Genomic DNA, 21,643 nt, shown 5'->3' with positions numbered 1-21,643 from the left:
TTGGAGCGGTGATACCCAGGAGTTGAATTCACAGGGCTCGAAGAAACTATTTGCAAAAACTACACGCGGTTCGATGAGCGCGAGGGCATATTTCCTGAATAATGATTTTATATCAATAATATATCACTATATTGCTGCCGCGAAGGAGGGCCATGAACCGTTATCCGCATTGCATTATTCGGAGAAATAAATGTAATCGAAAGTTGTTTTATCGTGCACTGAGAAAAATTTCGCGAGCAGGCGGTTGCGCGCCGAAAATGATTCGACTACGTTTTTACGGCAACGTTTCAGTGAGGGAGGAAATCTCATGAATATTCGTTTGATGGCTGCTGCGCTGGCTGCTTCCGTCGTGCTGCCACTTGGTGCGGCCAAGGCAACTGACCTGGAGGTAACCCATTGGTGGACGTCCGGTAGTGAAGCAGCCGCAGTGGCCGAATTGGCAAAGGCGTTCGACGCAACCGGTAATCACTGGGTCGATGGTGCGATCGCCGGCTCGGGCGGTACTGCGCGTCCGATCATGGTCAGCCGCATTACCGGTGGTGATCCCATGGGCGCTACCCAGTTCAACCATGGCCGTCAGGCCGAGGAGCTCGTGCAGGCCGGTCTCATGCGTGACCTGACCGATGTCGCCACGCAAGAGCATTGGAAGGACATCATTCGCCCGTCCAGCCTGCTCGATTCCTGCACGATCGACGGCAAGATCTATTGCGCCCCGGTCAATATCCATTCCTGGCAGTGGCTTTGGCTCTCGAATGCCGCCTTCAAGAAGGCCGGCGTCGAGGTTCCGAAGAATTGGGATGAGTTCGTCGCCGCCGCTCCCGCGCTGGAGAAGGCCGGCATCGTTCCGCTCGCTGTCGGTGGTCAGCCGTGGCAGGCGGCGGGCGCCTTTGACGTCTTGATGGTCGCCATCGCCGGCAAGGACACCTTCCAGAAAGTTTTTGCCGAGAAGGATGCGAAAGTGGCCGCCGGACCGGAAATCGCGAAGGTCTTCAAGGCTGCCGACGATGCCCGCAGGATGTCCAAGGGCTCTAACGTTCAGGATTGGAACCAAGCGACCAACCTGGTCATCACCGGCAAGGCCGGCGGCCAGATCATGGGCGACTGGGCACAGGGCGAATTCGCCTTGGCAGGCCAGAAAGCCGGCACGGACTACACCTGCCTTCCGGGTCTCGGTGTCAACGAAGTCATCTCGACTGGCGGTGACGCTTTCTACTTCCCGCTGCTGAAAGATGAGGCGAAGTCGAAGGCTCAGGAAGCTCTTGCGAAGACGATTCTCGATCCGAAGACTCAGATTGCCTTCAATCTGAAGAAGGGCTCGCTGCCAGTGCGTGGCGACGTGGACCTCAGCTCCGCCAACGACTGCATGAAGAAGGGCCTGGAGATCCTGAAGAAGGGTAACGTGATCGAGGGGACAGACCAGCTTCTTTCTGCCGACAGCCAGAAGCAAAAGGAGGACCTGTTCTCCGAATTCTTCGCCAATCCTTCGATGACGCCGGAAGCGGCACAGAAGCGCTTCGTCGGCATCATCGCCGCGGCTGATTGATCTCAATCGTCTCGCTGTCGTGATATCGGACCCCATTGCGGGTCCGGTCTCATGGCCGGGATACATCTTGTGATCCGGCTAACTACAGCGCCCTTAGAGGCGGCGAACCTGCAGGAATGTGATGTTCGACCGCGGACAAGGACCGAGCGACAGGAACTGCGGCCGTTGATCCGGTTCCTGATCACCGAAGCAGCCGCGCTTCAGAAGGAGGTACAATGACGGGTCACGCGAAAGCCGGCCGGCCAAATCAATTTCTGCGCAATCTGAATTCGAAGATTGCATCCATTCCGATGATCCTTACGGCTGTCGTCATCTTTTTGGGCGGCACGATCTGGACGGTCGTTTATTCCTTCACCAATTCGAAGCTGCTGCCACGCCTCAGCTTCGTAGGACTTGATCAGTACTACCGCCTATGGGCGGCGCCTCGGTGGATCGTATCCATTGAAAATCTGGCCATTTACGGCATCTTTTCGATGATCTTCAGTCTCGTCATCGGCTTTGTGCTGGCTGCGCTGATGGACCAGAAGATCCGGTTCGAAAACACCTTCCGCACGATTTTCCTTTATCCTTTCGCCCTTTCTTTCATCGTCACCGGTCTCGTGTGGCAGTGGCTGCTCAATCCCGAATTCGGCATTCAGTCGGTGGTGCGTTCGCTCGGCTGGACGACCTTCACTTTCGATCCGCTCTATACGCCGAGCATCGTGATTTACGGCGTGCTGATCGCGGCTCTCTGGCAGGGAACGGGCTTGGTGATGTGCTTGATGCTCGCCGGTCTTCGCGGCATCGATGAAGATATCTGGAAAGCAGCGCGCGTTGATGGGATCCCCATGTGGAAGACCTATCTGTTCATCGTCATTCCGATGATGCGCCCGGTCTTCATTACCACGCTGGTCATCATCGCTAGCGGTATCGTCAAGGTCTATGACCTCGTCGTCGCGCAAACGAGCGGTGGACCCGGCATCGCTTCTGAGGTCCCGGCGAAATACGTCTATGACTACATGTTCCAGGCGCAGAACCTCGGTCAGGGGTTTGCCGCCTCCACCATGATGCTGGTGACGGTCGCTATCGTCGTCATCCCTTGGGCCTATCTGGAATTTGGCGGAGGGCGTAAACGTGCCTGACAATCTTACGCTCAAGAATGCGAACGGCGGTGCCCCCTCGATTGGCAAGAAGCTGTCGGAGCCGCAGGGTGCCAAGCCGCGCCGCGTTATTTCCGGCCGTAACATCATGCTCTACGGCACGCTCTTCGTTGCCGCGGCCTACTATCTGTTGCCGCTCTATGTGATGATCGTCACCTCCCTGAAGGGAATGCCCGAAATCCGGCTCGGCAACATCTTCTCGCCGCCGCTGGAGATCACATTCGAACCATGGGCGAAGGCCTGGGCATCGGCTTGCACCGGTCTCAATTGCGACGGTCTTTCCCGCGGGTTCTGGAATTCCGTCCGCATCACCGTGCCGTCCACGATCTTCTCGATCGCAGTCGCTTCGGTCAACGGCTATGCGCTTGCCAACTGGCGGTTCAAGGGTGCGGATTTCTTCTTCGCGATCCTCATCATCGGCGCGTTCATCCCCTATCAGGTGATGATCTATCCGATCGTTATCGTCCTGCGCGACATCGGCATTTACGGCACGCTCACCGGACTTATCCTGGTGCATTGCATCTTCGGTATGCCGATCCTGACCTTGCTGTTCCGCAATTATTTCGCATCGCTGCCCGTAGAGCTTTTCAAGGCTGCGCGCATCGACGGCGCGGGTTTCTGGCAGATCTTCCTGCGCATCATGCTGCCCATGTCGCTGCCGATCTTCGTCGTCGCGATGATCCTGCAGATTACGGGTATCTGGAACGACTTCCTGTTCGGCGTAGTCTTCACCAGGCCGGAGTATTACCCGATGACTGTGCAACTCAACAATATCGTCAATTCTGTCCAGGGCGTGAAGGAATACAACGTCAACATGGCGGCAACGATCCTCACGGGTCTTGTGCCATTGGTTGTCTATTTCGTCTCCGGCCGGCTTTTCGTTCGCGGCATCGCCGCCGGCGCAGTGAAGGGGTGATTCATGACCAGCAGCGTTTCCATCAAAGACCTGTCGCTCGATTTCGGCTCGGTCACCGTTCTGAAGAACCTGAACCTTGAAATCAACGACGGCGAATTCCTCGTGCTGCTCGGCTCTTCCGGCTGCGGCAAGTCGACATTGCTCAATTGCATCGCCGGCCTGCTCGACATCACCGAAGGGAAGATCTTCATCAAGGGCAAGAATGTTACTTGGGAAGAGCCCAAGGACCGCGGCATCGGCATGGTGTTCCAGTCCTATGCGCTCTATCCGCAAATGACGGTCGAAAAGAACTTGTCCTTCGGGCTACGCGTCGCCAAGCTGCCGCAGGCGGAGATCGACAAGCGCATTGCGCGGGCGGCCGAGATCCTGCAGATCCAGCCGTTGCTGAAGCGTAAGCCGGCCGAGCTTTCCGGGGGCCAGCGCCAGCGCGTGGCGATCGGCCGTGCGCTGGTGCGTGACGTCGACGTATTCCTGTTCGACGAGCCGCTGTCGAATCTCGATGCCAAGCTGCGGTCGGAACTGCGCGTCGAAATCAAGCGGCTGCACCAGTCGCTGAAGAACACAATGATCTACGTGACCCACGATCAGATCGAGGCACTGACGCTCGCCGACCGCATCGCCATCATGAAGAACGGCATCATCCAGCAGCTCGACGATCCGACGACGATCTACAATGCGCCGCGCAATCTCTTCGTTGCCGGCTTCATCGGCTCGCCGTCGATGAATTTCCTGCATGGCGAGCTGGTGAACCGCGAGGGCAAAGTAGCGTTCGCCGCCAACGATGTGATTTTCTCGCTCGATGGCTATAATGCCGGCGCGCGGCTGGAACCAGGCCGCAAGGTCATTCTCGGAGTCCGGCCCGAGCACATCAAGGTGAACGAGGATCTAGGTCCCGGGACGGAAGTGCACAATGCGACGGTGGATATCGAAGAGCCGATGGGCGCCGACAACCTGCTTTGGCTCAAGCATGCCGGTCACATCATGTCGGTGCGCATCAATGGGGCGCGGCGTTTCAGCGCGGGTACGCCCGTGAAGCTCGGATTCGATATGTCGCTCGCTTCGCTCTTTGACGCGCAAACAGAACTCAGAATATGATCATATGAATGGAGGTGACTCTGTCGCCTCCATTTTGCAGCGGTGCGGGAGGTCCGATGTCGTCTTCATTCAATGGCAATATTTCAGTCGATCTGGCTGGTCAGTGGCGGCTTACTTCGCCGGACAGCGATCATTCTCTTTCCATGCCCGTGCCGGGCGATGTCCACACCGCGCTTCATGCAGGAAACGTCATTGCGGATCCCTATTTCGGCCGAAACGAAGAGATCGTCCAGTGGGTCGCAAAGCAGGATTGGCAAATCGAGCGCAGCTTCAATCTCGATGATGCAAGCGGCGACTGGTATCTCGATATCGACTACCTCGACACGGTGGCGAGCGTCTATGTCAACGACACGCTCGTGCTCGAAGGCAACAATTGTTTTCAGCGCTATCGGCCGGATGTCACCAAGGCTTTGAAGGCCGGCGAGAATACCATCCGCATCGTACTGCATTCCAGCATCAGGGCGGGCGCCGAACTTCAGGCAAAGCAGCCATTCTATATTCCCTACAGCACCGCCAATTCGCCGATCCCGAACGGCAACATGCTGCGCAAGCCGCAGTGCCATTTCGGCTGGGACTGGAACATCGCCGTCGCGCCACTCGGGCTCTACGGCACGATTGCGCTGAAGAAACTCGAAACCGCCCGCATCGAGAATGTGGTCACTCGCCAGCTTCACAACGCCGACGGCTCCGTCGATCTCCAGGTGACTGTCGCACTACATGCGAAGGGCGTCGGTGTCGCTCAGGTCTATTTCCAACTCGACGACGAGCGCCTGCGGCTCGATGTCGGCGTCAACGCCGGCGAGACGTCAGTGACGCATGTTTTCCATGTCGACAAGCCGAAGCTCTGGTGGCCGGCCGGCAGTGGCGAGCAAGCGCTTTATGGGCTCTCCGTCGAGACTAATTCCGAGACAGTGACACGGCAGATCGGACTGCGCACCGTCGAACTGATAACCGACGAGGACGAAGCGGGCGGCCGTTTTGCAGTCAAGGTCAACGGACGCGAGATATTCGCCCGCGGTGCCAACTGGATCCCGGCGGATGCGCTGTTTTCACGTTCAAGCCCTGCCTTGACCGAGGATCTGCTGCAATCAGCCGCCGCGGCGAACATGAACATCATCCGCATCTGGGGCGGCGGCTTTTACGAACAGGACTGGTTCTACGACATCTGCGACCGCCTGGGCCTGATGATCTGGCAGGACTTCATGTTCGCCTGCAACCTCTATCCCTCAACCGGTGATTTTCTCGAGAATGTCGAGGCCGAAGTCGGCTATCAGGTTCGGCGGCTGGCGACGCATCCCGCGATCGTGCTCTGGTGCGGAGACAACGAACTGGTGGGGGCTCTCACCTGGTTCGAAGAATCCCGCAATGACCGCGATCGCTATCTCGTTTCGTACGATCGCCTCAACCGGACGATCGAGCAGGCGATGAAGAAGGCGGCACCTGATGCAATCTGGTGGCCGTCGAGCCCGGCGTCGGGCTATCTCAATTTCGGCGATGCCTGGCATGCCGATGGCTCCGGCGACATGCACTACTGGTCGGTTTGGCACGAGAACAAGTCCTTCGACAATTATCGTTCCGTGCGTCCGCGCTTCTGCTCGGAGTTCGGCTTCCAGTCCTATACGTCGCTTCCAGTCATCAAGACCTATGCCGATGCCAAGGACATGAATATCGCGTCGCCGGTCATGGAACTACATCAGAAGAACGCCGGCGGCAACGAGCGCATCGCCGGCACGATGTTCCGTTATTTCCGCTTCCCCAAGGATTTCCCGAATTTCGTCTATCTGAGCCAGGTGCAGCAGGGGCTCGCCATCAAGACTGCCGTCGAATATTGGCGGTCGCTCAAGCCGCATTGCATGGGCACCATCTATTGGCAACTCAACGATACCTGGCCGGTGGCATCCTGGTCGAGCCTCGATTACGGCGGGCGCTGGAAGGCGATGCACTATCTGGTGCGCCGCTTCTTCCAGCCGGTTTCGGTCGCGGCCATCCCCTCCGAGGACAACAAGACCATCCGCTTCTCGCTGGTCAACGACACCAATGCGGACGTCACCGTCGATGTTGCCGTATCGCTGCTGAAGCTCGACGGCGAGCGTGTGCCGCTGACGGCGGCCCATGCGGTCTGCACGCCGGATTCAGCCGTCACTGCGCTGTCGATCGACGCCTCTCAAGTGCCGGCCGATTGTCTGTTGGCGTGGCATTTCACCGCATCGAACGGAATGGGCGGCGAGGGGCACTATGTCCACGGCACATATAAGGCCTTGGAGCTTCAGCCCGCAGGCCTTACGGTGCAGCGGGAGGAGATCGAGGAGAACGGCACGGTGGAACTCACCGTCACCGCAAAGGGATTGGCGCTGTTCGTGATGATCGAGAGCGAGACGGAAGGGCGTTATTCCGACAACGCCTTCGACCTCGCCGCCGGCGAAAGCCGCCGTATCGTCTTTACACCGGCCAAACCGATTGCCGGGAGCGTCCCGGACTTCCGTTTCTACGACTTGCAGTCCAGCCAATCGGTGGACTGAGGGTATCCGGCCGCCTTTCGGTGGCGATTGACGGGCCGCAGGCCCATGACAGGAGGCCGCGAGGCCATTGGAGGAAATATCGATGACGAAACTGGGATTCCAGCTTTATAGCGCCCGCAATTTTCAGCCTTATTCGGATATCTTCGTGAAACTCGGCAAGGCCGGCTATTCGGAAGTCGAAGGTTTTGGCGGCATCTATGCCGATCTAGACGAAGCTGGCCTGAAGAACCTGCGCGCTGAACTGGACAAGAACGGCCTGACGATGGCGAGCGGCCATTTCAGCCCAGATTTCCTTGACGGTCAGGTCGAGAAGTCGCTGACGATCGGAAAAGTCCTCGGCATGGATTCGATCTATGCGCCGCATCTTGCCGCCGATCAGCGTCCGACGGATGCCGCCGGCTGGCTCGCTTTTGGCAAGCGCCTGCACGAGATGGCAAAACCGTACAAGGATGCCGGCTTCGAGTTCGGCTGGCATAACCACGACTTCGAATTCGTGAAGCAGGCCGATGGCTCACTGCCGATCGAGCAGATCTTCGAAGGGGCTCCGGATATTTCCTGGGAAGCTGATATCGCCTGGGTCATCCGCGGTGGCGCCGATCCCTTCGCCTGGATCGAGAAGCTCGGCCCGCGCATCTCGGCCGTCCACGTCAAGGACATCGCACCGGCAGGCGAGAACAAGAACGAAGACGGCTGGGCCGACCTCGGTCACGGCACCGTTCCGTGGCCGAAGTTGATGAAGACGCTCGCCGGCACCAAGGCCAAGCACTATGTGCTCGAGCATGACAATCCGAGCGACATCGATCGCCTGATCACTCGTTCCATCGCATCCTTCAAGACCTACTGAGGCAGTCCACATGGCTAAGGAACTTGGCGTCGGCATCATTGGATGCGGCAATATCTCAACCACCTACTTCAAGCTTTCTCCGCTCTTCAAGGGCCTGAAAGTGCTGGCCTGTGCCGATATCAACATGGACGCGGCGCGCCTGCGCGCCGAGGAGTATCAGGTCAAGGCCCAGACGATCGACGAATTGCTCGCCAATGACGAGCTCGATGTCATCGTCAACTTGACGATCCCGGATGCGCATTTCCCAGTGTCCAAGCGCATCCTGGAGGCTGGAAAGCACGTCTATTCCGAAAAGCCTCTGGTGTTGTCGCTGGAGCAGGGTGAAGAGCTGCGCCGCATCGCCAAGGAAAAGGGGCTTGCCGTCGGTTGCGCCCCCGATACCTTCCTCGGCGGCGCCCATCAGCTTGCCCGTAAATTCGTCGACGACGGCGGCATCGGCCGCATCACGTCGGGTGCCTGCTACGTCATGAGCCCGGGCATGGAAATGTGGCATCCGAATCCGGATTTCTTCTTCCTGCCGGGTGGCGGTCCAATCCTCGATCTCGGACCTTATTATATCGCGAACCTCATCAACCTGATCGGCCCGGTCAAGCGTGTCGGCGCCATGACTTCGATGGCGTCGGAAACCCGCACCATCACCAGCCAGCCGCGCAGCGGCGAGGTCATCCCGGTGAAAACACCGACGACGATCCAAGCGCTGCTGGAATTCGTCAGCGGCGCAACGGTGACGTTGACGGCAAGCTGGGATGTCTGGTCGCATCGCCACGCCAACATGGAGCTCTATGGCACCGAAGGTTCGATCTACGTGCCGGATCCGAACTTCTTTGGCGGCACGGTTGAGTCCAGCGGCCGCAACAAAGACATCAAGGCGCTCGACGAGTGGGCGCATCCTTTCGGCATCTCCAATCAAGACAGCCCGAATGGCCCGCGCGCCAATTACCGCACGGCTGGTCTCGCCGACATGGCGGCATCGCTGATTGATGGCCGTGATGCCCGCTGCTCGCTTGACCGCACGCTGCATGGCGTCGACGTCATGACTTCGATCCTGAAATCGGGCGTGGAGAACCGCTTTGTCGATCTGACCACGACCTGCACGCAGCCGGCTGCGCTCGGCATCGAAGAGGCTCAAGCGCTCTTGAAGTAAGCGTACAAAAAGCTAGTTTGCGCGCGGGCGACCAGAGCATCCCGCTTTCAGATGGAACCACCTGAAAGCGGATAAGATGCTTTGGATTGAAAAAGACTGTAGCGACCTTTGTGCGTTCAATCGAACGCACGGCGCTGCAGCCCGCGCGTTTTTTGTCTCAGAGGAACTGGAACTATGGCTTGGCAACCGGCATCCGATCGCTATGCGAACATGAAGTACAACAGAACCGGGCGTTCCGGTCTGAAGCTGCCGGCGGTTTCGCTGGGGCTTTGGCACAATTTCGGTGGTGACACGCCGCATGATCGCAAGGTCGACATGTGCCGTACCGCTTTCGATCTCGGCATTACCCACTTCGACCTCGCCAACAATTACGGTCCGCCTCCCGGTAGCGCCGAAACCGCCTTCGGCGAAATTCTGCGCAACGATTTCGCCGGCCTGCGCGACGAACTGATCATCTCTTCCAAGGCCGGCTATGATATGTGGCCGGGTCCCTATGGCGAATGGGGCAGCCGCAAATATCTGATCGCGTCCTGCGATCAGAGCCTGAAGCGCATGGGTCTCGACTATGTCGATATCTTCTATTCGCATCGCTTCGATCCGGACACGCCGCTGGAAGAGACCTGCGGTGCGCTCGACCATATCGTTCGTTCGGGCAGGGCGCTTTATGTCGGCATCTCTTCCTATAACTCGCAGCGCACGCGCGAGGCTGCCGCAATCCTCAAGGATCTCGGCACGCCCTGCCTCATTCACCAGCCCAGCTACTCCATGCTCAACCGCTGGGTCGAGGATGACGGCCTGGTCGATACGCTGGAGGACCTTGGCATTGGCTCGATCGTCTTCTCGCCACTCGCCCAGGGCATGCTGACGACCAAATATCTGAGCGGCATTCCCGAGGACAGCCGCGCCGCCCAGAACCACTTCCTGAAGCGGGATTTCATCCGACCGTCGATCATCGACAACATCCGCAAGCTGAACGAGATTGCGGAAAAACGGGGTCAGACGCTGGCGCAGATGGCCATCGCCTGGGTGCTCCGCGGCGGCCGCATCACCTCGGCGCTGATTGGGGCCAGCCGTTCGTCGCAGATCGTCGACTGCGTCAAAGCGCTCGACAATCTCGAATTCAGCGCCGAAGAGCTCAAGGAGATCGATGTCTACGCCCGCGAGGCCGATATCAATCTCTGGGCCAAGTCGGCCGAGCTCGAATAGTCATTCAAAAACGCCCGGAGCCTGGTTCCGGGCGTTTTGCTTTGCCCTCGTCGTGACCGGCAGGCATTGTCGGCACCGTATCTATTGCCGTCCGAACGGTGCATATTGGTATTCTCTGGAGGAGATGGTCCCATGATCCGCAACCCGATTTTGCCGGGCTTCAACCCCGATCCGTCTATCTGCCGCGTCGGCGAGGATTATTACATCGCCACCTCGACCTTCGAGTGGTATCCAGGCGTGCAAATCCATCACTCGCGCGATCTGGTGAACTGGACCCTGGTTCGCCGCCCGCTGGAGCGGGCCTCCCAACTCGATATGCGCGGCGAGCCGGACAGCTGCGGCATCTGGGCGCCGTGCCTCTCCTATGCCGATGGCCTGTTCTGGCTGGTCTACACCGACGTCAAGCGCTACGACGGCAATTTCAAGGATGCACATAATTACATCGTGACCTCGCCGACGATCGAAGGCGAATGGTCCGAGCGCTCCTACGTCAACTCTTCGGGCTTCGATCCCTCGCTCTTCCATGATGACGACGGCCGCAAATGGTTCGTCAACATGCAATGGAACCATCGAACCGAAAGCTACGGGGGCTCACCGAAGTCGCCAGCCTTCGACGGCATTTTGCTGCAGGAATGGGACCCGGCCACCAAGTCATTGAAGGGCCCGATCAAGAACATTTTCCCCGGTACCGAACTGGGCTTGGTCGAAGGCCCGCATCTCTTCAAGCGCAACGGCTACTATTATCTGACCACCGCGGAGGGCGGCACCGGATACGACCATGCCGTCACTATGGCGCGCTCGCGCAACATCGATGGACCTTACGAGTTGCACCCGAACAAACATCTCATCACCTCGAAGGACCATCCGGAAGCGGTGCTGCAGCGCGCCGGGCACGGCCAATATGTCGAAACGGCCGACGGACAGTTTTACCACACGCATCTCTCCGGCCGGCCGTTGCCACCGCATCGCCGCTGCACGCTCGGCCGCGAAACCAGCCTGCAGAAATGCGTCTGGAAGGAGGACGGTTGGCTCTATCTCGAAAACGGCACGGTGGTTCCCGATGTCGAAGTGCAAGGTCTGCAGCAAGCTCAGCCGATCGAGAAGCCACGTCGCAGCGGCTATAATTTCGACGGCGGCAAGCTGCCCATGGATTTTCAGTGGTTGCGAACGCCACAGCCGGAACGCATCTGCAGCCTGACGGAGCGGCCCGGCCATCTTCGTCTGTTTGCGCGGGAAAGCATCGGCTCCTGGTTCGAGCAGGCGCTCGTCGCCCGTCGGCAGGAGCATCACAGCTTCCGGGCCGAGACGGTTGTCGAGTTTCAGCCCGATACCTATCAGCAGGTTGCCGGATTGACGCATTATTACAATCGCTTCAAACTGCATGCGATCGCGGTTACTCTGCATGAGAAACTCGGACGCTGCGTGACCATCATGACTTGCGCCGGCGACTATCCGAATGGCCGGTTGAGTTTCCCGATCCAAGGTGGCGTCTCGGTTCCGGATGGGCGCATCCAGCTTGCCATGGAGGTTCGTGAAAACGACTTGCAGTTCTTCTGGCAGGCCGAAGGCATGGGAGCGTGGCAAGCGATCGGCCCGGTTCTCGACGCCGGTGTCATCTCCGACGAAGGCGGCCGTGGCGAACACGGCTCCTTTACAGGCGCCTTCGTCGGCATGTTCGCTTTCGATACGTCGGGTCGGGCAAAGACTGCCGATTTCGACTGGTTCAATTACGACCAGCTTTGATTTGCCACATTACTGATCAGTCATGCGCCCGCCTTTCAATTAAAGGCGGGCGGGACTTTTTCGGGCGGTTGGTCGCTGCCAACATCGCATACGCATTTCATTAGAAAATCCCTGCAACCGCCTAATTTCCATTACAAAACTGTAATATGATTTTCAGATTCGGTTTATCCTTTGCGCGATAAATTGCTGACACGAACAAAAAAATTGAGGAAACACTCGCATGAAGAAGCTCTTTTCCATACTTCTTGCCGCTTCCGTTCTGGCAACGCCGCTGACAATGGCCGCCGAAGCCAATGCCGCACCCGTTCCCCACAAGGAGGCTGTCGTCGAGAAGAAAAAGGTCGTCGTTCACAAGGGTCAATGGGTCAAGGGCCGTCATCTCTCGGCCGCCGATCGCCATCGCGCCAAGACCGTCGACTATCGCCATCATCATCTGAAGGCCCCGCCGCACGGCTATCACTGGGTTCGTATCGGCAATAATTTCCTGCTTGTCGGCATTACCAGCGGCCTGATCTCCAAAGTTGAGATCGCTCACTGAGTTTGATCTGATATCGGAAACGGGAATGAGCGGTCCGATGGGCCGCTTTTTATGAAATTCGGCAGCAGACGTGACCGTGTTCGTAGTATTCGTTGCGGCTATCACTGGTCATTTGACCGGTTCGGGCTCTGGAAATTTCCACGTTCCGTCGAGGACGGATTGCTGTGGACGATAGAGGCGAACCATGTAGTTCCAGCCCGGCACAATCGGCAGGCAGTTGGGCACTTTGCCATCGCAGCCACCAAACTGAATATCTACTGCGCCATCGACAGATTCTTTGGCAGTCTTGTTGTTCAGCGAGTAGGCGTTCGCATCGTTCTTCTGGAAATACCCCTTGGCGTTATACAGGCTGATCGACCAGAAGCCTTCGACCGGGACGTCCTTGACCTTCAAGCGATAGATTGTCTTGCCGTCGTTCTTGCTTGGGGTGACATTGAGATACATTGCGTCTTTGTCAGGATTGCCGCCCCACGCCGATGCCGCAGCAATGAGACGGCGGACGGGGTCGACCTCGCCCTTGCGTCCAAAGGCGCGGTTGGTATCGGGAAGTGTCGATGCAAGCACAAGCAGCGCGTTTCGAATTTTCGATTGGGATTCCATGTCCCACTTGCGTGCCTCAAACTTTCCTGGACCGCCAGGTTGTTCGACGTCAACCGCATCTTGCAAGCGGTGGGCTTCATCAAGGTCGCCTGGCTTGCTCGGATCAACCAGGATCCGGAGCGCGACCAAAACGTATCGCGTTCCGATTTCCTCTTTAGTCAGCACGTGCTTGCCGGGATCATAGATTACCTGCGGCGTGTATTGGTCCTCGTCGATGATCTGCGCGGACATGAACCGACCGTTTGACTCCGGCAGCGTCAGGGTGACGGGACCAGCGTCGAGGTCAAAGACCGCACCCGCATACAAAGTATCCCGGTTCATACGAATAACAGTTTGGTTATTGATAGGCGTCATTTCCCGATTGTATTCGAACTTTCCCATGCCGCCTTTTTTGACAGTCGCCGAAAAATAAAGATCGGATTCGGCACGAATGAAGTTCTCGACGCTCACCGGAACAGTTTGCCGCTGCTGTGCCAATGCAGCACCGCTGAGAAGTGCGATCAGGGCTGTGAGAATTCCCATCTTAATGCGTTTGTAGATCACACCGTGCTCCTGTGCTCGGTCTTTGCGGGAACGAGACACCTTCACCTCTCGGGGCGCAAGTACGTTACAGTAAAACGAGGGCATAAAACGTGGTGCTCGCCTTAAGCCCGGAAGTAGTCATTGGCGGCCGTTGCTGCACAAGCCTGCTTTCTATGCAGGAAATTTCCTCTGTTTCGGCTTGAATCAAAAATCCCCGGCACGATGACCGGGGATTGTTGTCTGCGCTCGCGCATTATCCTAAGCAATCAGCTCAAACGGCCTGCCGCATGGGCCAACATGGTGTAGACCTTGCCGGTGTCGGAGGTCAGGTAGGATTGCGTGACGCTACGGTCCCGGTCGGTGCGGGCGACGTCCGAAAGCAGCTTTTCGAAATCGGCGATATAGCGGTCGACGGCAGTACGGAATTCCGGCTCGCGGTCGTATTTGCGCTTGATATCGTCGAAGGTCTGTTGGCCCTTCAGCGTGTAGAGGCGGCGGGTGAAGACATCCCGTTCGCCGCGCTGATAACGCCGCCACAGATCAACTGACGCATCGTGATCGATGGCGCGGGCGATATCGACCGAAAGCGAATTCAGGGATTCAACCACGTGCCGCGGGTTGCGCGCTACAGGCGCTGCTTCCGCCTGCGGGCGTGGCGCGGTCTGGCGAGCCGGCGGCAGGTCGGCAAGGTCTTCGCGCGATGCGCCACGCAGGAGATCGCTGATCCAGCCGCCGCCGGCAGCCGTTTCCTGGCGGGAAGGAGCGGGCGTCTCGGCCGGACGCGGCTGCGGGGCGACCGGACGCTCGGCGAGGGTGCCACGAAGCCCCAAAGCCTCGATCGGCGGCTGCTGCGGCTGCGGCTGTGGAGCCGGCGGTTGCGGCGCAGGTTGTTGCGGTGCCTGCTGAACGGGCGGCTGCGGTGCAGCTTGCTGGGGCCGGGGAGCGGCCGCAGCCGGTGGGGGGGCTGCCGGACGAGGCCGCTGAGTCGGCTGCGCGTCGGCCAGCGCACGAGCTGCCGGTTCGGAGATTTCCAACTGCTGCGTCGAGCGGCCGACGATCTGGGAAATATCCTGTAGCGCCTTGATCTGCTCGGCCACTGCGCGACGCATGGCGGCCGCGCTTTCCTTGGCTTCTTCCGGAAGGTCGAAGGCGCCGCGCTTCAGCTCGCTGCGGGTCAGGTCGAGTTCCCGGCGGATGTCGCCCGCCGAGCGGCGGATCTCATCGGTCGCACCCGAGAAGCGGCCAACAGCGTCGTCGACTGCCACACGCAACGTCTCGCGCAACTGCTGGGCTGCACCGTCCGAGGTCTTGCCGGCTTCCGCCAGCATTTGCTCCATATCGTTGATCGACGCGGAGAGGCCACCCCGAAGGCGGTTCGTCAGTTCGCCCGTACGACGTTCCGCATTTGCGAAAGTGCTGGAGATCGTCTGGTTGGCTTCTTCGCCAGCCTTCTGAAGCGTTCCGCGCATGCTTTCCGCCGCCTGCTCGGCGCGGGCTTCCGCATCGGAAAGTACGCGGCCGATATCGGCGAAGGAGGATTGGACACCCTGGCGCAGATTGCCGGTGACCTGGTTGGAGCGCTGTTCGGCACGGTCGAAGGCGCTTTCCACCATGCTGCCGAGGGCACGCATGGTGTTCTCGATTTCCTCCGAGCGCTGTACCAGGCCAATGGACAGGTTCTGCAGCGCCGTTTCGCGTTCTTCCAGCGTCGAGACGAGGTTCGATTGTGCGGCACCCAGAAGCTGGGAGGCCTGCGACAGAACCTTGGAGTGCTCGTCGAAGCGACCGATGATGCCGCCGACCTGCGACAGCGTCTTGCCGGAAATATCCGAAAGCTTGTCGACTTTACCTTCGAGAAGCCGCGTCGAGGCGGAAACCATTTCGCCTGCCTTCGATGCGGAATCGGCAAACCGGGCCGATGTCGCATTGAGGCGGCCGTCGATGGTGGCGAATTCCTCTGCGGCGCTGTTCAGCATGCCCGCAATCGCGGAGTTGTTTTCCGCCAGCCGCTCGATGATGCCGTTGACGCTGGCGAGCAGGTTGTTCTCCAGCGCGCTGACTGCGTTGGCCGCATGTTCGGTGCGAGACGAGATTGCCGCCAGTGTGTCATTGGTGCGCGATGCGATGGCATTGATCAGTGCGGCGTTTTCAGCGCGCAGGCGATCAGTGCTTTCCTGAGCGGCGGCTGAGATCAGCGCTGCGGCTTCCTGACCGGTTGCCGCGTAACGGTCGACGATCGGGCGGGCCTTCTCGTCGATCAGGCGCGACAGCTCGCTGGAGCGGCCGGCGAGCATGGAGTTCAGCTCGCGTGTGCGCTCATCGAGCGAAGAGCGGATCGATGTGCCACGCGCTTCCAGGGCCTTGTCGACGTCTGCCAGTGTCGAGTTGATCTCGCGCGCCCGATCTTCCAGGCTGGTGCGGATCGCATTGCCGCGTTCGTCGAGCGCGCGTTCGACCTGCGTCATCGTCGAGGCGATCTGTTCGCTGCCGCCGGCAAGCGTATTGCGGATGGCGGCGCCACGGGCTTCCAGGGATTGCTCGGCTGAGGACAGGGCCTGCGAGATCGCGTTGACCTGATTGCCCACAAGGCCCTCAGCTTCGGCAACCTTGTTGACGATCGCGTTGCCGGCTTCCGAGAAAGTCTGGGCGACGGCAGCCGCCTGGCTCGCTAGGCGATTATGCGTTTCGGAGACGCGCGTGACGATCTCTTCGGAACGCTCGTTCATCGCCCGGGTGAAGGCATCGCTGCGGTTGCCAAGGTCGTCGGCAAACTGCTGGCCGGTGCGGGCGAGCAGATCGGCCGTGCGCGTCGCCTCGCTATCCATGCCTTGGGCTGCATCGGCGACGGCGGTGCGCAGCGTTGTGGCGAGATTGGTGGCCTTGCCTTCAATGGTGCGGTTGACGGCTTCGAGACCGACATTGAGGGCGCGGTCCATGGTCGACAGGCGCTCTTCGATATGGGCGCTGCCACTTTCGAGCGCCTGGCTCAGATTGGCGGTGCGGCTGTCGATCGCGTCGGCCATGGTTGCCAGACGATTGTCGAGCGCAGCGGCGATGCGGGCCGCAGCGTCGTCGCCGCTGCGGTCGATCTGAGAGATGCCGCTCGAAAGTGTGTCGGACAGTCGGTTGCCGGCGGCATCGACCTGCGCGGCAACGCCACCCACGCCATCATGAATACGGTTTTCGAGGGCGGACAGGCTGGCCTCGACGCGCGAGCCGGTTTCGGCGAAGCGGCTGGTCATGCCGTCGATCGACTGGTTAAGGTTGCTCGAGAATGTCTCGGCCGAGCGCGTGATGTCGCCGGCTGCCTGCTGAATGCGGCCGGCAATATCCCCGGCGCCGCCGTGCAGGCGTTCTTCGAGAGATCTTGCGCTGGCGTCGATAGTCTGGCGCAGCGAGGCTTCGCGATCTTCGAGCGACATTTCCAGCATGCTGGCGCTGGCGGCAATCGAGGTACCGATCGCAGTCGCCTGTTCGGTCAAGGTATTGTCGAGCTGGGCATGCGCATCGCGCAGCGTCAGGCTGATGGCATTGCTGCGATCTTCCAAAGTGCTACGCATGCGCTCATAGGCGGACGCAAGGTTTTCGTCCATCTGCGACAGGCCGACACCCAGCGTATTTTCGAGCTGACGCGTGGTGGTGTTGAGCGCGTTTTCGATGCGTTCGGCCGAGCCGCCAACGACGGTTTCGATCCGGTCGCTGCTGCTGCCGAGCAGCCCGGAGAGCGCGTCGGTGTGGGCGCTGAGCGAGCGGTCGAGGCGATCCTGGTTTTCGGTATAGGCAGCGCGAATGGCATCGGCCTTGTCGCCAAAAGCGCCGGCGACGCGGGATTCCGCACCGGCCACGCTGTCGAGCAGGGCATTGGCGCGGGATTCCAGAGCGCTTTCGAAGCGATTCTGATTTTCCGCAAGCGTGATGGCGAACGACATACTCTTGTCGTCGAGCGTGTCGGTCAGGGCTGCATGGCCGCTATTGACGGCATGGGCGATCGCCTCGGCGCTGTTTGCCAAGGTTTCCTCGATCCGGGCCTGGTTGTCCGACAGCGCAATGGCCAGCGCCAGCGTTTTGTCGTCGAGGCTGTTGACGATCTTGTCGTGCGTGCCGGCGACCGTATTGGAGAGTGCGTCCAAGCGGCTGGACAGCGAATCCTCGAGCCGTGATTGCGTGTCGGAGAGCGAGATGGCCAGGGCCATCGCCTTTTCGTCCAGCGCGTCGGCGAGGGCGCTATGGCTGCCCGTGAAGGCGTTGGTGATCGCTTCAGCGCGATTGGAAAGCGTTTCCTCAAGGCGCGACTGGCCGCTGCTAAAGGCGTCGGCGAGGGCCTTGGTCTTGCCGTCCAATGTATCGGAAACGCGGTCCGCATGGCCGGAGAGGGTATCCTCCAGGTGTGCCTGACCGGCCGAGAGCGCGACGGCGAGCGCCATCGTCTTGTCGTCGAGTGTTTCGGCCAATTTGCTGTGCGTATCGGCGATCGCATTGGTCAGGCCCTCGACACGGCCGGAGAGGGTATCCTCTATGCGTGCCTGGCTTGCCGAGAGCGCGACGGCGAGCGCCATCGTCTTGTCGTCGAGCGTTTCAGCCAGTTTGCTGTGGGTATCGGCCATCGCATTGGTCAGACCTTCGACGCGGCCGGAGAGGGTATCCTCCAGGTGTGCTTGGCTCGCCGAGAGCGCAACGGCGAGCGCCATCGTCTTGCCGTCGAGCGTGTCGGCGAGTTTGGTGTGCGTGTCGGCGATCGCATTGGTCAGGCCTTCGACACGGCCGGAGAGCGTCTCTTCGAGCCGGGATTGACTGCTGGTGAGTGCTGCTGCCAGCGCTTTCGTCTTGTCGTCCAGGGTGCTTGCCAGCGCGTTGTGCGTATCGGCGATGGCGCCCGTGAAGCCCTCGACGCGGCCGGACAAAGTGTCTTCCAGACGTGCCTGGCTATCCGAGAGAGCGATGGCCAGCGCCATCGTCTTGTCGTCAAGCGTGTCGGCGAGCTTGTTGTGCGTGTCGGCGAGCGCGCTGGTCAGGCTTTCGGCCCGGCCGCTCAAAGTATCTTCGATGCGCGCCTGGCCGTCCGACAGCGCGATGGCGAGCGCCATGACCTTGTCGTCCAAGGTATCGGCGAGCTTGCTGTGCGTTTCGGCAACGTTGCTGGCAATTGCATCGGCGCGGCTTGCCAGTGTGTTCTCGAGACGAAGCTGGTTTTCTGCAAGCGAAATCGCCAGCATCGAGGTGCGCTCGTCGAGGGCGGCGGTCAAGTGCTCATGGCTGCCGGTGACGGCATTGATGATACCTTCCGAGCGCTCGGCCAGCGTCTGCTCGAAGCGCGACTGGTTGTCCGAGAGCGCACCGAACAGCGCGCTACTCCGCTCTGCCATGACCGAGTCGATGCGCTCATGCGCCGAACCCAGCGCCTGGGTGATCTCGCCGGTACGGGCGGAAAGCGTATTGTTGATCTCGCTGGCACGGCCGAGGAAGGTGTTGGTCAGCTCGCTCGTGCCCTTGTTCAGGGCCGAAGAGATGTCCGAGGTTGCCGACTGCAAAGCCTTGATGAATTCGCCGGAATGTTCGGCAAGTGTGTTGGTGAGTTCGCTGGAACGGCCGGCAAAAGCGGAGGTGAGTTCTTCAGTGCCGCTCTGCAGGGCGGCGGAGACGTCGCGCGCTACACCTTGGACGGCCGACGTGAAGTTGCCCGCATGCGAGGCGAGGGTGGAGTGCAGTTCGCCAGTGCCGGAACTCAGGGCCGAGGTGATCCCGCTCGTTGCCCCCTGGAGAGCGGAAGCGATCTCGTCGGCCTTGGAGCCGATCGCGCTTTCCAGCACTTCCTGGCTGGTGGCGAGTGTCGTCGCCAGCGCGAACGACTGGTCGGTCAGCGAAGAGCCGATGCGCTCGATGCTGGAATTCAGAATGCCGTCGATAGCATCCGAACCGCCGCTCAGCGTTTCGTTGATCCGTGTCAGGCTTTCCGACAGCTTGCTGTCCAATGAACCGGCGCGCTTGTCGAAGGCTGAGGTGAATTCCGAGACCCGCTCGTCGAAGGCGGTCGAAATCTGCGCGACGGTCGACTGCATGCGTTCCTCGAAGAAACCGGAGCGCAGGTCGATATCCATAATGGTGTCGTCGGCGGTCGACTGCAGGCTCTGGCGGAAGCTCGCGCCTTTTTCATCGAGGGCGGTATTGAGCTTGGAGAGCACATCGTCGAGCGTGCCGGTGATCGAGCGTTCGCTGCCGGTGAGGCTTTCGCTGATTTCGCGGGTGCGAGCGACCAGCGTCTCATTCAATTGACGAGCGCGATCATTGAGTGCGGTGTTCAGCTTCTCGGTGTTGGCATCAAGCGTGGAGGCGCGGGTTTCGAACTGGCTCAACAGTTCCTTGCCGCGCTCCGCCAGCGTCGAAGACAGAGATTCGAGACGCGTGTCGAATTCCTGGCTCAGCGCGACGCCGGAAGCATTGACGTTCTGCAGCAGGCTGTCGGTCTTGGCGGCGAGCAGGGTGCCAAGCGCCTCCAAGGCAGAATCGGACTTCTCCATCAGCGTCGCAGCGCGCGTATCGATCATCGAGGCGAAGGCCTCACCCGAGGTCGACAGGCGCACGGCAATTTCTTCGGTCGCGAGCGACAGGTCTTCCTTGATCTGGTCATGCACGCCGACGATCGAGGAGCGGATGCGTTCGGCGTGGTTGACGATGGCGTCACGCTCGGAGCCGAGTTCATGTACGAGACCGCGCACCCGCAACTCGTTGTCGGCATAGCTGCGCTCCAGCGCATTGACTTCGGTATGAACAAGCGTCTCGAGTTCGGTGGCGCGGGCGATCGTGCGCTCGATGCCTTCATTCATGGCCGAAACTTCGCGGCGCACGGCCTGGCCGACCGTCATAATGCGCTCGGAGGCGACCGTTTCCGGCTCGGCAAGGCGCAGTGCCACTTCCGCCATGGAGCGGGCGGCGTTGCGCATATCCTGGGCGCGCGAAATCATTACGCCAAAAGCATAGAACAGCAGGACGGGAACGATGATACCGATCATGCAGGCGATGACGCCTGGAAGGGCGGCGAGATCGGCGACGGTGCGGATGTTCCAGAGCTGCGTTCCGTAGAGCAGGAAGGCGAGGCCGATGCCGCCGACGATCCAGAACAGCGAGAAGATCGTCGCATTGCGTACCGCGTGGCTTTGAGAGGCGCCATCAAGCGATTTCAGGATGCTGGCCGGGCTGACACGGTTGGCGTCGTTGGCTGGAGCGAAGACGGGGCTCTTCGGCACTTCGGTCGGCCGGGCCGCTGCGGCGGCGCTGCGCGCTGCGGCCGCCTTGCGTGTCGCTTCATCCTGGGTCTGTTTTGCAGGCGGAGTCGATGGTTCAGACACTCTTGTCTCCGGGGCGTCAGGCGTCGAACCGCTGCGAGGCTCCAAGTTCTCGTCACTGAAATCGATCTGCAAGGCTTCGTCCAAGGCCTGGAAGGCCTTGTCTTCGATCGACTCGATGTACTTTTTGTTCGCCATACGGTTACGCCTCGTTACAACTCAGTCGGGCCTGCCGTGTCTTTTCCGGAAATCCGCCAACGTCCGGAAAAGACGAACCCTGCCTCCCGTAGGGTTACCCACCCCTGACTGATGTCGGAGATGGATTTCCCGTTACATTTCAGAGTGGATAACCGCTTTTTCAAACGGATGGTATTAAAACATTACCACTATCCACCTCTTGGGCAAAGGCATAGGCCATGAACCCAATTTATCAGTACCGTAGTGACACATTCCCCCAGGCGTGACAATTAATTCCACGGTCGGCACCGTGTCGCATTAAGCCATTGTTAACACTTTTCGTCGCCGCAACTTGCTGAAAACCTAATAATTTAGCC

The 21,643-nt window shown here is 59.8% G+C and carries 12 protein-coding genes; 10 read left to right on the top strand and 2 right to left on the bottom strand.

Annotated elements, in window-relative coordinates:
• The first annotated feature begins 307 nt into the window (after positions 1-307).
• From PY649_RS16940 to PY649_RS16895, 10 genes are all read left to right on the top strand, one after another.
• A complete protein-coding gene (locus tag PY649_RS16940; RefSeq protein ID WP_285869731.1) occupies positions 308-1,543 on the top strand; it encodes an ABC transporter substrate-binding protein in 1,236 nt (411 codons plus the stop codon).
• A 215-nt stretch (positions 1,544-1,758) separates the two neighbouring features.
• Positions 1,759-2,664 (top strand): carbohydrate ABC transporter permease, encoded by a 906-nt coding sequence (locus PY649_RS16935; RefSeq protein WP_285869729.1) that lies wholly within the window; start codon positions 1,759-1,761, stop codon positions 2,662-2,664.
• The gene (locus tag PY649_RS16930) at positions 2,657-3,598 is read left to right on the top strand and encodes a carbohydrate ABC transporter permease (RefSeq protein ID WP_285869728.1); all 942 of its coding nucleotides are present in this window, start codon (positions 2,657-2,659) and stop codon (positions 3,596-3,598) included. Before PY649_RS16935 ends, PY649_RS16930 begins: the two co-directional genes overlap by 8 nt.
• A 3-nt stretch (positions 3,599-3,601) precedes the next feature.
• Positions 3,602-4,693: an ABC transporter ATP-binding protein gene (locus PY649_RS16925; RefSeq protein ID WP_285869726.1), complete on the top strand. Its 1,092-nt coding sequence runs from the start codon at positions 3,602-3,604 to the stop codon at positions 4,691-4,693.
• 56 nt (positions 4,694-4,749) lie between these two features.
• Positions 4,750-7,212, top strand: a complete 2,463-nt coding sequence (locus tag PY649_RS16920) for a beta-mannosidase (protein ID WP_285869725.1) — start codon at positions 4,750-4,752, stop codon at positions 7,210-7,212.
• Positions 7,213-7,294: 82 nt separating this feature from the next.
• Positions 7,295-8,056: a sugar phosphate isomerase/epimerase family protein gene (locus tag PY649_RS16915; protein ID WP_285869724.1), complete on the top strand. Its 762-nt coding sequence runs from the start codon at positions 7,295-7,297 to the stop codon at positions 8,054-8,056.
• A gap of 10 nt (positions 8,057-8,066) precedes the next feature.
• A complete protein-coding gene (locus PY649_RS16910; protein ID WP_285869723.1) occupies positions 8,067-9,200 on the top strand; it encodes a Gfo/Idh/MocA family protein in 1,134 nt (377 codons plus the stop codon).
• 174 nt (positions 9,201-9,374) lie between these two features.
• Entirely contained in the window at positions 9,375-10,406 is a 1,032-nt protein-coding gene (mgrA, locus tag PY649_RS16905) for an L-glyceraldehyde 3-phosphate reductase (RefSeq protein WP_285869722.1), read from the top strand.
• Positions 10,407-10,538: 132 nt separating this feature from the next.
• On the top strand, positions 10,539-12,149 hold the full coding sequence (locus PY649_RS16900; RefSeq protein WP_285869721.1) for a glycoside hydrolase family 43 protein: 1,611 nt from the start codon (positions 10,539-10,541) through the stop codon (positions 12,147-12,149).
• A gap of 220 nt (positions 12,150-12,369) precedes the next feature.
• Positions 12,370-12,687 carry an RcnB family protein gene (locus tag PY649_RS16895; protein WP_285869719.1) on the top strand — a complete coding sequence of 106 codons (318 nt, stop codon included), beginning with the start codon at positions 12,370-12,372 and terminating at the stop codon, positions 12,685-12,687.
• Between the two features lie 108 nt (positions 12,688-12,795).
• On the opposite strand, the gene PY649_RS16890 is transcribed toward PY649_RS16895, so the two are convergent.
• Both PY649_RS16890 and PY649_RS16885 read right to left on the bottom strand, forming a co-directional pair.
• A complete protein-coding gene (locus PY649_RS16890) occupies positions 12,796-13,809 on the bottom strand; it encodes a DUF1254 domain-containing protein (protein WP_432761368.1) in 1,014 nt (337 codons plus the stop codon).
• 266 nt (positions 13,810-14,075) lie between these two features.
• Positions 14,076-21,287 carry an apolipoprotein A-IV repeat region-like domain-containing protein gene (locus tag PY649_RS16885; protein WP_285869718.1) on the bottom strand — a complete coding sequence of 2,404 codons (7,212 nt, stop codon included), beginning with the start codon at positions 21,285-21,287 and terminating at the stop codon, positions 14,076-14,078.
• Positions 21,288-21,643 lie beyond the last annotated feature (356 nt).

This window comes from Rhizobium mayense (assembly GCF_030272705.1).
In the GTDB taxonomy this organism is placed as follows: domain Bacteria; phylum Pseudomonadota; class Alphaproteobacteria; order Rhizobiales; family Rhizobiaceae; genus Rhizobium; species Rhizobium mayense.
The sequence above is the reverse complement of the archived record's forward strand: the minus strand, read 5'-3'. Positions and strand labels throughout refer to the sequence as shown.